Annotated in this window: 13 protein-coding genes; 7 read left to right on the top strand and 6 right to left on the bottom strand. The window is 59.2% G+C overall.

The features are described from left to right. Positions 1 to 68: 68 nt before the first annotated feature. Complete coding sequence (locus ACQ4V8_RS15775) at positions 69 to 2,381, bottom strand: heavy metal translocating P-type ATPase (RefSeq protein WP_436571793.1); 2,313 nt, start codon at positions 2,379 to 2,381, stop codon at positions 69 to 71. Between the two features lie 98 nt (positions 2,382 to 2,479). On the opposite strand from ACQ4V8_RS15775, the gene cadR reads away from it, so the two are divergent. After that, positions 2,480 to 2,911 (top strand): Cd(II)/Pb(II)-responsive transcriptional regulator, encoded by a 432-nt coding sequence (gene cadR, locus ACQ4V8_RS15770; protein WP_010398270.1) that lies wholly within the window; start codon positions 2,480 to 2,482, stop codon positions 2,909 to 2,911. 150 nt (positions 2,912 to 3,061) lie between these two features. Here cadR and ACQ4V8_RS15765 read toward each other — a convergent pair whose 3' ends face one another. After that, positions 3,062 to 4,612, bottom strand: a complete 1,551-nt coding sequence (locus ACQ4V8_RS15765; RefSeq protein ID WP_436571792.1) for a methyl-accepting chemotaxis protein — start codon at positions 4,610 to 4,612, stop codon at positions 3,062 to 3,064. A 66-nt stretch (positions 4,613 to 4,678) separates the two neighbouring features. Further along, on the bottom strand, positions 4,679 to 5,146 hold the full coding sequence (locus ACQ4V8_RS15760) for a cache domain-containing protein (protein ID WP_050855920.1): 468 nt from the start codon (positions 5,144 to 5,146) through the stop codon (positions 4,679 to 4,681). On the opposite strand from ACQ4V8_RS15760, the gene ACQ4V8_RS15755 reads away from it, so the two are divergent. After that, entirely contained in the window at positions 5,145 to 5,333 is a 189-nt protein-coding gene (locus ACQ4V8_RS15755) for a hypothetical protein (protein WP_436571791.1), read from the top strand. The two genes, ACQ4V8_RS15760 and ACQ4V8_RS15755, sit on opposite strands and share 2 nt — an antisense overlap. A gap of 119 nt (positions 5,334 to 5,452) precedes the next feature. Here the strand turns inward: ACQ4V8_RS15755 and ACQ4V8_RS15750 are convergent, their stop codons facing one another. Next, a complete protein-coding gene (locus tag ACQ4V8_RS15750) occupies positions 5,453 to 5,875 on the bottom strand; it encodes a DUF2061 domain-containing protein (RefSeq protein WP_010398276.1) in 423 nt (140 codons plus the stop codon). 418 nt (positions 5,876 to 6,293) lie between these two features. On the opposite strand from ACQ4V8_RS15750, the gene ACQ4V8_RS15745 reads away from it, so the two are divergent. Next, positions 6,294 to 10,322, top strand: a complete 4,029-nt coding sequence (locus ACQ4V8_RS15745; RefSeq protein ID WP_436571790.1) for a response regulator — start codon at positions 6,294 to 6,296, stop codon at positions 10,320 to 10,322. A gap of 958 nt (positions 10,323 to 11,280) precedes the next feature. Here ACQ4V8_RS15745 and ACQ4V8_RS15740 read toward each other — a convergent pair. Beyond that, complete coding sequence (locus tag ACQ4V8_RS15740; RefSeq protein ID WP_436571789.1) at positions 11,281 to 11,601, bottom strand: DUF3693 domain-containing protein; 321 nt, start codon at positions 11,599 to 11,601, stop codon at positions 11,281 to 11,283. Positions 11,602 to 11,834: 233 nt separating this feature from the next. Here ACQ4V8_RS15740 and ACQ4V8_RS15735 point away from each other — a divergent pair, with 233 nt between their 5' ends. Together ACQ4V8_RS15735 and ACQ4V8_RS15730 are read left to right on the top strand one after the other, a co-directional pair. Next, positions 11,835 to 12,029 (top strand): hypothetical protein, encoded by a 195-nt coding sequence (locus ACQ4V8_RS15735; protein ID WP_436571788.1) that lies wholly within the window; start codon positions 11,835 to 11,837, stop codon positions 12,027 to 12,029. A 298-nt stretch (positions 12,030 to 12,327) separates the two neighbouring features. Then, positions 12,328 to 12,585, top strand: coding sequence for a hypothetical protein (locus ACQ4V8_RS15730; protein WP_436571787.1), 258 nt, complete (start codon positions 12,328 to 12,330; stop codon positions 12,583 to 12,585). An 86-nt stretch (positions 12,586 to 12,671) separates the two neighbouring features. On the opposite strand, the gene ACQ4V8_RS15725 is transcribed toward ACQ4V8_RS15730, so the two are convergent. Beyond that, entirely contained in the window at positions 12,672 to 13,034 is a 363-nt protein-coding gene (locus ACQ4V8_RS15725) for a hypothetical protein (RefSeq protein ID WP_436571786.1), read from the bottom strand. On the opposite strand from ACQ4V8_RS15725, the gene ACQ4V8_RS15720 reads away from it, so the two are divergent. Then, positions 13,035 to 13,307, top strand: coding sequence for a hypothetical protein (locus ACQ4V8_RS15720; protein WP_436571785.1), 273 nt, complete (start codon positions 13,035 to 13,037; stop codon positions 13,305 to 13,307). It begins immediately after the preceding gene. Continuing rightward, positions 13,307 to 14,977, top strand: a 1,671-nt coding sequence (locus tag ACQ4V8_RS15715) for a replication endonuclease (RefSeq protein ID WP_436571784.1), incomplete at its 3' end; no start/stop codon positions are given. The genes ACQ4V8_RS15720 and ACQ4V8_RS15715, both read left to right, overlap by 1 nt.

Genomic DNA, 14,977 nt, shown 5'->3' with positions numbered 1-14,977 from the left:
CATATTACCCACTTTCGTTACTGTTCTGAGTCTTTCTTTTTAGTTGCTCTTTCTTTTAAGTTATCTTTTCAGTTGCGCTTATTACGCAGCAAGCGCAGCCCATTGGCCACCACCAGCAAGCTGGCGCCCACGTCGGCAAACACGGCCATCCACAGGGTCGCCATGCCGGCCAGGGCGAGGCCAAAGAAGACGGCCTTGATGCCGATGGCGAAGCTGATGTTTTGCACGAGGATGTTGCGCGTGCGCTGGCTCAGGCTGATGAATTCAGGCAATTTACCCAGTTCATCGTCCAGCAAGGCAACATCGGCCGTTTCGATGGCCGTATCGCTGCCGGCCGCGCCCATGGCAAAGCCGATGTCGGCCTGCGCCAAGGCCGGGGCGTCGTTGACGCCGTCGCCCAGCATGGCCACCACGCCAAATTGCTGCTGCAAGGCCTTGATTTCATCGAGCTTGTTTTCCGGCAGCAATTCCGCCTTGACCAAGCTCACGCCCACCTCGGCAGCGATGCGCTGCGCCGTCAACAGATTGTCGCCTGTCAGCATCACCGTGGTGACACCGAGCGCATTCAATTTGGCGATGGCCGCCGCCGCCGTGGGGCGCAGCACGTCGGCCACGGCGATCACGCCCAGCGCGCCGGCGGTGGTCGCCAGCACCATGGCTGTGTACGCTTGCTGTTCCAGCCGCGCCAGGATGGCTTGCAGTGCCGGCGTCAAGAGCTTCAGTTCCGCCATCAGGCGCGCATTGCCCAGATAATAGGTCTGGCCCGCAATGTCGCCTTGCACGCCGCGTCCATGCAGGGCGGCAAACTGGGTCACGGCCAAGTGGCTGCTGGCGGGCGGACCGGCCTTGACGATGGCCGCGGCCAAAGGGTGGGCGGAATTGGCGTCCAGGCTGGCGGCCAGCAAAAGAATGGCGTCGCGATTGCCGCCCTCCATTGCCACCACGTCCGTGACGGCCGGTTTGCCCATGGTCAAGGTGCCCGTCTTGTCGACGGCGATGGCCTTGATGCGGTAGCCCGTTTCCAGGAATTGTCCGCCTTTGACCAAGATGCCGCGCCGCGCGGCAGCCGTCAGGCCGCTGACCACCGTGACGGGCGTGGAAATGACGAGCGCGCACGGGCAGGCGATCACCAGCATCACCAGCGCCTTATACACCCAGGCCATAAAGGGTGCGCCCAGCAGCAAAGGCGGCAGCACGGCCACCAGGATGGCGAACACGACGACAGCGGGCGTGTAGTAGCGGGCGAAATTGTCGACAAAGCGCTGCGTGGGCGCCTGTTTTCCTTGCGTTTCCTCGATCACCTTGACGATCTTGGCCAGCGTGCTGTTGCCGCTGTTGGCCGTCACGGTGACGTCGAGTAAGCCCCGTTCATTGATGGTGCCCGCATACACGACGTCGCCTACGGCCTTGTCCACCGGCATGCTTTCACCGGTAATCGGCGCCTGGTTGACGGACGATGCGCCGCTCGCGACTACGCCATCGAGGGCAATGCGCTCGCCCGGTTTCACGCGCATCAAGGTGCCGATGGCTACCGTGGCCACGCTTACCGGCTGCCAGGCGCCGCTGGCGTCGGCCACCGTCGCCGTGTCGGGCGCCAGCTGCATCAGGCTTTGTACGGCGTTGCGCGCCCGGTTCAGCGACAAGCCTTCGATCAATTCGGCAATGGCGAACAGAAAGATGACCATGGCCGCTTCCGGCCACTGGCCGATGGCGATGGCGCCGAAAACCGCTAGGCTCATCAGAAAGTTGATGTTCAGCGTGAACGTTTTCAGGGCGATCCAGCCCTTTTTCAGGGTCGGCCAGCCGCCCGTGGCGACCGATAGCAGGGCCAGGGCGATGACGAGCGGCGAACTGTCTGCCTGCGTGGTCCACGCCAGCGCTTCGGCAGCGGCAGCGGCCAGGCCGGACACCAGCAGCAAGCCTTTTTGCCTGCCGGACAGGCTGCCTTCGTGCGGGTCGCGCGCAACAACGGCGTCCGCCTGCATGGGAATCGCCTGCATGCCGATGGCGTGCAGGGCCGCTTCCACCGTGGCCAGCGAGGGCAGGGTGTGGTGCACATCGAGCACGCGGTTCATCAGATTGAAATCGAGGCCCACCACGCCGGCCATCGTGGCCAGCTTGTTGCGGATCAAGCGTTCTTCCGTAGGGCAATCCATGTTGGCGATGCGGTACTTGGCCGTGCTCGCGCCGGCGATGGCGGCGCTGGGCAGGGCAGGCGAGGGCGGGGCGGCCGGCGCCGCAGCGCATGCATGCTCGCTGGCACAGCAGCTGGCCGCCTTGTGCGCAGCGGCCGGGGCGCCTTCGTGCTTGTGCTCATGCTCATGCTGATGGTCGTGCTGATGGTCGTGGTCCTGCGCGTGTTTATGGCTATCGTGCGGCATCGCATTATCTTTCAGGATTCGTGTATGCTTTCATTAGAAACCCTGTAGCCGCTACAGGGTCAAGCGAAATTTGCACGAAAGACTGAAAAGGGGATGCCATGCGTATCGGGGAACTGGCCAAACGGACAGATTGTGACGTGGAAACCGTGCGTTACTATGAAAAGGCGGGCTTGCTGCAGGAACCGGGACGCAACAGCGCCGGCTACCGCGAATACCGCGAAGAACACCGGGAACGGCTGCAATTCATCCGTCATTGCCGTTCGCTGCAGATCGGCTTGACCGATATCCGCGCCTTGCTGGAGTTTAAGAACAATCCTGCCGAAGGCTGCCAGAGCGTCAATGAATTGCTCGATCATCACATTCTGCGCATCGCCGAGCAGATGGCCAATTTGCACACCTTGCAGCAGCAACTAGTGACCCTGCGCCACCAGTGCGACCAGCCGCAGCCGTCACAAGACTGCGCCATACTGCAAAACCTGTCCGGGGCGGCCAGCGGCCACGACTGCGCCTGCCATACCGAACTCCATTGATCGTTGTGATGCATGCAAATACTGTGACCTGGCAGCGCTATAGCGGCCAAGGTCCCGCGGGAACGCTGCTGCAGGAAGAGGACGACCCGGCGCCGGCCGCGGCAGGCAAGCCATGCCCGACTGCGCGCTAGCGGCCATGCAGATCCAGCGCTAAGGCGCCGGCAGCGGCGCACTGCCTTCGCCCAGGCGGAAGGCGTCGACTACCCTCAGCAAGTCGTGCGCCTGGTCTTGCAGATTTTGCGCGGCGGCGGCCGATTCCTCGACCAGGGCGGCGTTGCGCTGGGTCAATCCGTCCATTTCCGTAATGGCATTGTTGACTTCCTCGATGCCCTTGCTCTGGCGCTGGCTGGCCGCCGTGATGTCGTTCATGATGTCCGTTACCTGCTGGACGGAGGCGACGATGTCGCCCATGGTGCGCCCGGCGCTGTCGGCCAGTTCGCTACCTGTTTCTATCCTGCCAACGGAATCCTCGATCAACTGCTTGATTTCGCGCGCCGCCGTGGCCGAGCGCTGCGCCAGGCTGCGCACTTCGGTGGCGACAACGGCAAAGCCGCGCCCCTGTTCGCCCGCGCGCGCCGCTTCCACGGCCGCGTTCAAGGCCAGGATGTTGGTCTGGAAGGCAATGCCGTCGATGACGCCGATGATATCGACGATGCGCCCGGAGCTGGCCTTGATCGCGCCCATCGTCTCGACTACCTGGCCCACCACACGGCCCCCCTCGAGCGCCACGTTCGAGGTTGACAGCACCATCTGGTTGGCCTGGTGCGCATGACTGGCGTTTTCGCGCACGGTATCGGTCAAGGCATGCATCGACGTTGCCGTTTCCTGCAAGGAATGGGCTTGCGACTCCGTGCGGGCCGACAAGTCCGCATTGCCCAGCGCAATTTCACTCGCTTCCACCGTGATGGTCGAGCCCGCCTGACGGATCTCGCCCAATAAAGTGTTCCAGTTTTTCAGCACCGTGGCCAACGCCCGCAGCAGCTTGCCTACCTCGTCGTTGCCCCGAACATCGAGACGCATGGTCAGGTCGCCGGCGGCCAGGCTTTCGGCGGCGCGGCAGGCCGCGTCGATGGGGCCCACCACAGAGCGCGCCACCCAGGCAGCGATCAGGGCCAGCAGGGCAAAGCCGAGCGCCATGCAGCCGAGCGACAGCCAAGCGGCGCGCTGGCCTGCGTTTTTTGTCTCCAGCAGCGCATCGGCAGTGTGGCGGTCCAGGTTGAGCATCACCTGACGTAGCTGGCCACGCACTTGCTGGTAGTGCGTGGCGGCATTTTGCATTGCGGCCACGCCCGTATTCGGGTCCATCGAAGCCATGTCCAGCGCCTGCGCCACGCTGGCACGGTAGCGCTCGATGCCGGGCAGGGCCTGGGCCGCTTCCGTCGCGGCGCCCGAAAATGTCTTCAGTTGCGTCAAGCCTTGCACGATGGCGTTCAACTGGCCATCCGTTTGCGTGCCGAATTGCTTGAATTGCTCCTCCGACAGGCTGGCGGCGATGGCGATCTTCGCATACACATCGGCATGCACTTGGCCCAGGGCAATCGCTTGATGATTGGCCAGCCGCTCGGCCGTCAGGGTGACATCTTTCAGTTCGCGCATGCGCTGCTCGTTCTGCTGCATGGCGAAATACGACAAGGCCCCCATGGCCAGCAGGCAAGCCAGCGCGACCAGCGGGACGATCAACATCTTCTGTGCGATTTTCACATGAGGTCCCTATCGTTGAGAAATCGGTGTGCCATCGCGGCGATGGCGGCGATGGCGGCCCGCCCGCTACATGTAAATGCCGCCGCAGACGACGGTCTCGGCCAGCTTTTCGCAATACATGATCTTCGGCTCGATCTTCTTGTTTTCCGGATTCGTGAATTTGTATTCCTGCCAGAACGTACCCTTGCTCCTGGCCAGCTCGACGCGTTCCTTGACGAAGGCCTTGCCATCGATATCCTTCAGTTCGATCAAGTTCTTACCCACCATTTTCGGGTTGGCGCCATGCGCGGCGACCGTGCCGTCGAGTTTATAGACGACCAAGTACAGATCTTGCTTGATGAAATCGGGCGCTTTTGCCGTGATATCGGCATACGTCTTCGCTTCGCCGGCGCTCTTTATTTGGGCTACGCCTTTCTTGACCATGGCTTCGGCATCGGCGCGTGTCGCGCCGCCTTCGGCAGCAGCGGCCACCAACGGTAAGGCGCAGGCGGCAACGATGAACGACAGGCAAACGGCGGGGGCAAACTTGGGCATGAAAATCTCCTTCACATTGCGGCAGGGGAAAGCCGGCGCGAAACCGGTGCTGGGGGCGGCGCCACTCGGCGTGCCGACGTTGCATGGTAGCGCGATGCTGGCAAACATGCATTGGTGCAACATATATTTTTTCAGGCGGGCGTTTTTGCAACGGCGCGTGCACCTGGCAAAAACCGGGGTTTCATAGGAGAAAGTAGGTTGCCGACTATCGCGATGCTAGTGTGGTATCCGCATCGCGCCGCCAGTTGGCCACGCGCATCCGCTGATGTGGCGACGCTCGTATGAGCAGCGCCTCGAGATCGGTGATTACAGGGGGGCGAGGCGCGCAGCACCGCGGCATGCCAGGCGAGAGCGGACTCGTTCCAAAAGTCGGTCGTGAAAAGGCAGGACAATCACGTTGCAGATCGGCTCGACTACTGCCAGCAAGCCGCCGAAGGCCATGGAACCCGTGGCCCAGTACATGACGCTGAAAGCGACGCCCATATGCAGGGCCGTCTGGCTAAGCTTTTCGCCGGCCAGGGCGACAAAGCCCCGGCGGCTGGCGGCGTAGCGGCGGCGTATTGCGTGCCAGGCTTTTTCATGCCACGGCAGCAGGGCAACGTTGATGATCGGTTCGATGAGTGCGGCCAAGCCACCGAGCGCCAGTGATCCCGTCAGCAGATAGGCTAGGCTGAAGGCGATCGACATGTGCGTGCTGACCTGGCTGAATGTTTTGATGGCGGTGAACAAGGGATGCTCCTTTTTGTTGAATATGCTTACTCCTGACTTGAATAGTAACGATTCTCATTTGCAAAAGGAAGAAAAATAATCCAACCGGACTCATAGCTTGCATCTATGACTTCGTACTTATTGGCGGAAGGCGTAGCGTTGTCCATGCTGGCGGCGGCACAATTACCGTCAAACTTGAGTGGATCGAAGAGTTTGAACCCAGGCGCGCCGTTCGCTCGCTTGTGCGTGCAAGAAGCGCCGAGGGAAGGTATGCAAGGTAGGCCGGTACAAGACGTCTCAAAAAGACAATACTGGTCGAATTTCTGTTACATTAAGGTGGGCCAGAGGACATAGCGAAGGGCCTCCCTTCCAGCCGATTCCCGCCAAGCTGCATTTGGCGCTGGCGGGCATGGGGAAAGCTGAGACTAAGGAAAATTATATGACGCGTTTTCCCTTTCCAAGCAACGAAGTGGAACGCCTCGATTCACTTGATAAACTGCAGATTCTTGACACTGAATCAGAGAAAGAATTTGACAGTCTGGTGCGTGTAGCGTCCTTGGTTTGCGAAGTACCGATAGCGTTGATTAGCCTCGTTGCGCATGACCGTCAGTGGTTTAAGGCAAATATCGGGCTGCCAGGCGTGTTCGAGACTGAGCGGAAACTGGCATTTTGCGCACACACGATTGTTCAGGACGACCTGTTCGAAGTTGAAGACGCCCTGCAAGATCCTCGGTTCCGCGATAGTGATTTAGTGCTCAAGGAACCCTATATTCGGTTTTATGCCGGTGCTTCGCTCACGCTATCTGATGGCGCCAACGTTGGTACTATCTGCGTCATCGACCGCCGCACGCGCAAGCTCGACGATCGCCAACGCGAAGTGCTGCGGCACTTGGCACACGCGGCCGTCAAGCTGCTTGAGGGGCGCCGTGCCCTGATCGAGGAGAGACGGATCACCGCGTTTTCCCATGCGACCGTATCTGCCCTTGACGACACCATGTCGCGTCTTAAATCGAATGAGCTTTTGCTCAACCGCACGGGCGAGGTTGCCGGTGTCGGAGGATGGAAGGTCGATTTGACGAGCCAACACATCGAGTGGTCCAAGGAAACTTGCCGTATCCATGGCGTGGCGCCAGATTTTGTGCCAGATCTTGCTCAAGCAATCGCATTTTATGCGCCGGAAGCCCGAGATCTGATTCAGACAGCGGTGGAAACTGCCATGGCAACCGGAGCGCCATGGGATGTGGAAGCGCCTTTCCTGCGCGCCGACGGCGCGCGTATCTGGGTGCGTTCAGTCGGTGAAGCCGAATTTGAAGCCGGCAAACCGGTACGATTGTTTGGCGCCTTGCAAGACATAACGAAGCAGCGCATGCTCGTCGATGCCATGCAGTCCGAAAACAAGCAACGGCGTATTGCCCAAGAGGCACTCGAGCAGGCCCAGGCAGATCTACAAACAATTCTCGACCATACGCCAGCGTTGGTGGTGTACTGGGATCGCGATTTGCGTAACCGATTCGCCAACCGAGCCAGCGTGGAATGGTTTGGACTGTCGCCAGAGGAAATGCGCGATCGGCATTTATCGCAGGTCCTTGGACCGATGGCTTTCGCTGACATGGCCCCCCGTCTTAATTCCGTCCTGTCAGGCAATAGCGAACTGTTCGAGGACACGATCACCCTGGCATCGGGAGAGCGGCGCCAGGCCATGTTTTCTTATACACCCGACACCAAGGCTGGCCGGATTGATGGCATATACGGTGTTATCAGTGATGTCACTCAAATCAAGCGGGCCGAAGCCGGGCAAGCTCATGCTTTAAGCAAGCTGCAAGGCGTTTTGAATGCAGCGCGCGACTTTTCGATCATTCAGACCAACGTTGACGGTATCATCGAACTTTTCAGTCCCGGCGCCGAACGTTTGCTCGGCTACGCTGCTGCCGACATGGTGGGACTGTTCACGCCAGCCATCCTGCACCTGGAAGACGAGCTGCTGACGCGCGGCGCGGCCTTAACGCTTGAGTACGACAGGCAGATATCGGGCTTCGAGGTATTAATTGCCGAAGCGCGAGATGGAATTTCCGTGTCGCACGATTGGACCTATGTGCGTAAAGATGGCATGCATCTGCCCGTCAATCTGACTGTCACCGCAATACGCAATGCGGATGGCCAGATCGACGGCTATCTTGGCATTGCCAAAGACATCAGCGTTGAGCGAGATATCCGCAGCGTGCTGGCCAATGCACGCGATCAGGCGGAACAAGCTAGCCTGGCCAAGAGCCAATTTCTGGCCAATATGAGCCACGAAATTCGCACTCCCATGAATGCAGTGCTGGGAATGCTCGATTTGCTGCGATACACGCAACTGTCGGCACTCCAGCGCGAGTATGCCGATAAGTCACGCTCGGCTGCCAGTTCGCTACTGGGCTTGCTGAACGATATCCTCGATTTTTCACAGGTAGAAGCGAACCGGATAGAGCTCGAAACCGCCGCCTTTTCCGTTGAGGCGCTATTGCGCGATTTGTCGACCATCCTTTCCTCGCTGATTGGCGACAAAGACGTCGAGGTGCTGTTCTCGGTCGATCCGGCGCTGCCGCCATGGCTGATGGGCGATGTGACGCGCTTGCGCCAAGTGTTGATCAATTTGGCCAGCAATGCGCTTAAATTCACCGAGCAGGGGGAGGTAAGTATCGTCATTTCCCAGCTGCGGCGCGGCGAGCATGGGAGTGACATCAGGTTTGAAGTAAATGATACGGGAATCGGCATCGCTGCTGATAATATGGACCACATCTTCGAGGGATTTACGCAAGCCGAGGCCTCGACTGTGCGTCGCTTTGGCGGAACCGGATTGGGTCTCACGATCAGCCAGCGCCTGGTCTGCCTGATGGGCGGCAAGCTGCAGGTTGAAAGTACCGTTGGCGTCGGAAGTTGCTTTCACTTTCAGGTGACTCTTGCAGTGCCTGCCATAGCGCCGCTGTCGTTGCCTGAAAATACAGTTGCACCAACCCGCCTGCGCGTGCTGATTGTGGACGATAGCCCATCGGCACGCACGATGCTAAGCGCCATCATTACTTCTTTCGGCTGGACAGCCGTGACGGCGGGCAACGCCAGCGAAGCGTTGACGACACTCGACGAGAGCGCGAGGGCAAAACTGGCGTTCGATGCCGTCTTGATTGACTGGCGCATGCCTGGGATGGATGGCTGGGAGTTGGCAGCCCGGATCCGCTCGCACTCCAGCGCTGCACCGATGGTATTGATGGTGACTGCTCACGGGCGCGATGCGCTGGCCGAGCGCCTGGAATCAGAACGTGGAATGTTAAACGGTTTTCTGACCAAGCCTGTGACGCCCTGCATGCTGCGCGAAGCGATCGTCGCGGCGCAAGCAGGACATGTCATGACAACCGAAGCGCAGGCGCCCCCGCTGCGTTTGCAGCGCCTATCTGGCCTGCACGTGCTCGTCATCGATGACAATGCGATGAATCTGCAAGTGGCGCGCGAACTGCTCCTGCACGAAGGCGCTGAAGTCAGCGTCGCCAACGGTGGAGCGCTAGGCTTGTCGATGGCGCTTGAGGCCGAGCCTGTCTTTGATGCCGTGCTGCTCGACATTCAGATGCCGGAAATGGACGGCTATGCCTGTGCCATGCGCATGCGTTCGAGCATGCGACTGCGCAGCACACCAATCATTGCCATGACTGCCAACGTGATGGCGCGGGAACGCGACGCCTGCATGGCTGCCGGCATGGACGCGCATATGGGAAAGCCGATTGATATTGATATGATGGTCGACCTTTTGCAGACCCACTGCCGAGCCAGTCTTGCGCAGGGGGCTGTCTCGGAAACAACGGACTCGACGCCACCAGCGCCAGAACCATTGCCTGGTTTCGACCAGCCGTCATTCATCGACCTCCCTGCGGCTCTTTCCCGGCTCGGGGGCAACCGTACGCTGTTTCTCAGCCTGGCGGTGACATTTTCCACTGAGGCGAAGGCCTTTATCGCCGCTTTGAGCGAACAGTTGCCATCGCCGGATATACGCTCGGCTGCTGACCTTTTACACACATTTAAAAGCGCCGCCGGCATTGTCGGCGCCGCACCGTTGCAGTCGTACTGCGCCGCTTTGGAACAGCAACTACGTCACAATATCCACCCCTCTGACGTTAGCCGAGTGCTGGCCGAAATGGGTAGATTGGTACACGCCAGCATCGCAGAACTTGCCAACGTGACAGCCAAGCTAGCAGACGCGCTGCGGGCAGAGGGCACGACAACATCAGTAGCATCGCCGGTATCGCTGCCGATGCGCGATCTGCTCGATGAGTTGGCATTATTGCTGAAGGGGTCGAACATGCGTGCGCTCGCCGTCATGGAGCGCATTGAGCTCATGCATGGCGGAGCACATCTGGCCGAGCTGTCTGCCAGTGTCGCGCGCTTGGATTTCCCCGCTGCGCGCCGTCATTGCGAGCAATTACGTGCGCAGTTTTCATGAGCCATGTCAGTACTGCACCGTGCAGGCAATGTTGAGTGAAACGCAACGCGTTCGGCGCAACGGCTCGCCGTTGGCAGCGGATACACAACTATATTTGGCAAAGGCGGCAGGGCGTGGACGTGTCAGTTCGGAATCTCCACATTAAAACGCATTGAAATAAAAGCAAGTTTGGCTTGTTTCCTATTTTCTTTTAAAAATCACAGCGCCGCTAACTGGCCCGCAACAAGTCAACAAAATAGTCAGGAAAACCGAAAAATCCTCGGCGTACGATTTTCCTGTTTCGTCATTTCACCATTGAGCACTAAGGTCAGCATCCATTGGGTTTTCAAACGCGCATTGGTGGCGCCTCGCTGGAGCCGGCAACTTCGGTCGTTCGCCTAGGCCGCGAGCACGGTGTCAACGCCAAGTATCATTGTTGACAACTACCGATCAGGCCGCTGGCGTCGAAGGCCTGGCTTTTTTATTATCAATGCGCCGCTAAGACAAAGTATCTATGACAAAGTTCTCTGCAAGTTTGGCGCATCGAACAACCGCATGCTGGCCGAAGGCCTGATGCCATTGCATCGCGCCGCCGACGCCATCTAAGCGTTGAGCATGGCGACATCATCGTGCGCCCGGCGCCGATGACAAATGAAGATGAATGCGCTACGCGCCACTCAAAGGCAACGTCGTGTCGCGCAGGACAGTGGAAGACTTGATCGGCTGCATCATCGAAGCGCCAGACTTGCAACAGCACGCCAACCTGGGCGTGAACAAACAAAATACAGACAGGGGACGAGCCGTACTTCATGCCGCTTATCCAAGCGTTGGCGCCCAGCGGCGGCGACAGCAGCGCACGGAAGGGGGAAATCGCATTTGCGATTGGAAAGTTGGGGAAATGCGGTTTTTTTCAAATCCATCCGTAACTTCGCATAATTTATAGAGTGTTCACCGGGCACTTACTACCTATTGGCGCATGCTAGAACAAGGCTGCATGCGGGCCACGGCCCAATAGGAGGGCATTAAAAGACAGTGAGAATTTTTCCATGACGCCCGACCAGCGCGCACGCTGCTCGGGCGTTTTTGCGCGCTCGGCGTTCACAGATGCGATCACGGTAAATGGATGCACGTCAAGCGCAAGGGCGACAGTAAGAGCGGCATCATCGTCGAGGACGCGGCGCCCGGTGCGGTAGTTGCTGACCGTGGAAAGCGAGAAGCCAAGCCGCTTGGCAAGGGCGTAATCGGACTCTACGCCAAGTTTTACCTTAACGGCATCAAGGAATTCAATAGTGGTTTTCATAGCTCCTCCTCAGGGCTTTGCCGCCTGTATGGACGGTATTTCCGCAACATACACGCTTACAAGTCACGCGACAAGCTGCACAGCTGAAACATGTTTCTGTTGACACGTGTTTCAACTGAAGCGTATTCTCCGTTCTGTCGGGCGGATTCTTCCGTCCCTCCTCAGGCAACTAGCGGCCCTGCCGCCCGCCCGGCACTCTCGCCTGAGGAACAAAACAGCCTGAGGAGGCAACCATGTCCGAAACAATTTATTACAAAACAATCACCATTTCCACGGGGGCATTCGTTCAAATCGAAATGGCCATCCGCCTGGAAATTGCGGGTTTGGAAAACCGCCTGGCCGAGTATCACCATCTGGCGACGGCTGCGCCGTATGAACGGCAGCGCCTGGCGGCCCTGCGCGCCGCCCTGGTGGAATTCTCGTCATGAGAACGGCGGACGACAGCAAGGCCATCGATATGCTTCCACCAGAGGCACGCGTAGTGCGGCATGTGACACGCGAGGAGCGCGTTGAGCAGTGCAAATTACGCGAGGAGCGTGAGGCCGCAAAACATGAGGCGAGGCGCTGGGTAGTCGTCCAGAATCCCGGAACGGAGGATGAAGACGTTTGGGACCACGCAAGGTTCGGCACATTCCATGAGGCTTTGCGGTCAGCTAGTGCCTGCCACGTCAAATTCGATGTGATGTTCCGCCTGCCTGATGGCAGTCTCACGACGGAGTTTTGAGTATGCGCCAAGCCGACCAGCCGGAACTACCCGGCATCAAACCGCCAATGGTGACGAAAAAGCGGGGGCGTCCGGCCCTCCATGCCGACCCTGCCGCCCGCCAGCGCGCCTACATGGCGCGTAATGGCATTGTGCCAATGACTGTCCAGCTACCGGAAGCGCTTCACGCTGAGTTCATGACCTGGCTCACGTCGAAGGGAAAAAAACAGTCCGAAGTACTCGCCCATCTGATCCGCACTCAATTGCTGAGGAAACGTTAATCATGGCAAGTACCGATGTGATTAGCCGGGCCTTCGTCTTCGTGGCGATGACGCAAGTGTTAGAACAAGACCCGTTGATGATGAAGTTACTTTGTGCGCGATGCCAAGCCAAAGCCCCCTGCAAAGCTGATAAGGGGAATGAGCAGCTTCTCAGCCACGTCGAAGTTGCCAGTGTAGGCAGCATAGCCAGCAGTGCCGACGAAACCGACGCAAATAATGCTCGTCAGTATGACCAAACGGCGATGCATCACATTCGCGGCCTCGGTATTTGCCTTGTTCGTTTCTTGCGATTGGGCAAGCAATCCAGACAACATACTGGGAAGAACTGAGATGATTCTTTCAACATTTTCAGGACTTTCCCAGCCACTTGGGCCGGTTTTTTTGATGTGGATTTCCTCGTCCATATTTACCCTTGGCAAAAAAGCATCCAGTGTAGCAGGTGTTGCCATATGAAAACTGCCTTCGCTACTGCGCAAAAAAACAGCCGGAAAGAGGCCCGCATAACGATATGGCTGCTGTTGCCGCATCCGGTGCGCCGCCTCGTGCTGGCCTTCGCTGATATGCCAGACGCCCGATCCAATGACGAATTGACGGCCTTCACCCGCATCGAGCGCGCGCGCATCACTGCCGCGTTGCGCTCGATGATGACGCACCTATCTGTGGCTGAATCGTGCATGAACGACAGCGACGTGACGACGAGCACAACGACGGTGCTGCACTAATGCCGATCATCCAGCAAGAAAACGGTATCCGTAGCGTAAAGGGCTTGCCCCTGCGCTGGGGTATTCCTGCCTACCGCGAATTGCATGCGGCGCAGGCGGGCACGATTGGTGCCATGCCAGAGGGCTACAAGCGCCTGTCGGCCATGCTGGACGAGGTGACGGCTTGCCCGTTGCCGCTGGACAGCACCGAAGCCCAGCTGACGATGCTGGCCGAACGGTGCGCGAACGAGTGCATGAATGTCGCCCTGGACGTGCATGACGCACCGACCATGCGCGTGTGCGTCGAACTGGTGGTGCGCATGCACAACATGGAAGCGTCCGAGATAAAAGACGATCGCCAGGCTGTGGCGCGCTACACAGACCCGGCGTGGTGGCGTCGTGGCCTGCGCATCATCCATGGCCGCGCCCGCGAGTATGCAGCCATGCGCCTCGGCTTCGTATCGAGTCGCAAGGGCAAGTATTGCAGCGACGAGGCCGTAAAAAGCCGCATCGGCCAGCGCCGGCGCAATAAGCGCGTGCTGGAAAACACCACACTGGAGAACGTCGAAACCGGCCAGCAGTTCGCGCTCGATGAGTTGGTGGACAAAAGCACGGCAAACCCGGTAAATCGTCAAAATGAATTGATGTTGCGCATGGACGGCGTGGATGAGGTAGCGATAGAGGATGGCCATGAGGGCCTGTTCGTCACGCTGACAGCGCCGTCTGCCTACCATGCAGTGCTGGAATCAAGCAGCATGCCGAACCCGAAATATAACGGCGCTACGCCACGCGAAACACAGCTTTACATGCGCAAGGTGTGGGCGCAAACACGGGCGCAAAACGCCCGTGACGGTATCGCCCCCTACGGCTTCCGCGTCGCTGAACCGCACCATGACGGCTGCACGCACTGGCACATGATGGTTTTCATGCCTGCTGACCATATCGAGATATTCCAGCGCAACCTGCGCAAGTACGCGCTGAAAGAGGGCGCAAACGATGCGGGCGCGCAGACGCGCCGCGTGAAGTTCGAAAAGTTGGACCCGAGCAAGGGAACCGCCGCCGCATACATGATGAAGTACACCGGCAAGAACATTGACGCCAGCGAGATACAGGAAGACAAAAACGGGCGCGACATCATCACGAAGGAAATGCGCGTCAACGCCTGGGCGGGCGTGTGGGGCATTCGCCAGTTTCAGGCGTTCGGCCAACCCCCGGTAACGCCATACCGCGAGGTGCGCCGCGTGGATGAGGAAATCATCGCTGACGCGCCGGAACACGTGCGCGCCGCCTGGGTGGCGTGCAATCGCCTCGATCTGGTGGACGAGGAAACCGGCGAGATAGCCGGACAGAAAAAATGCTCATGGGCGGCCTATATCCGGGCGCAGGGCGGCGTCAACATGGGCCGCCACTACCGCATAGCGATCACCAGCGAGTTGCGCGCCGTAGCGGGCCGCTACGGCATGCAGGACCGCGATTGCCCGATAGGCGTGCATTTCAGGGCCGCGCCGGACGTGAATTACGCATCTAGCCGCTACACGTGGCGCCGCGTCGGGGTTGCTGTTGACGTTCGGGTTTGCCGTCCTTGGAGTCCTGTCAATAACTGTACGCCAGCCGCTGGCCATCGCTGGGAAGATGACGCGCCGTGGCCGTCCCAGGTCGAGCCACACCACGATTTTGAGTACTTCGCAAAC

Source organism: Janthinobacterium paucivorans (assembly GCF_051380805.1).
Taxonomy (GTDB): domain Bacteria; phylum Pseudomonadota; class Gammaproteobacteria; order Burkholderiales; family Burkholderiaceae_D; genus Janthinobacterium; species Janthinobacterium lividum_D.
This window is presented reverse-complemented; position numbering and strand designations above follow the sequence as displayed.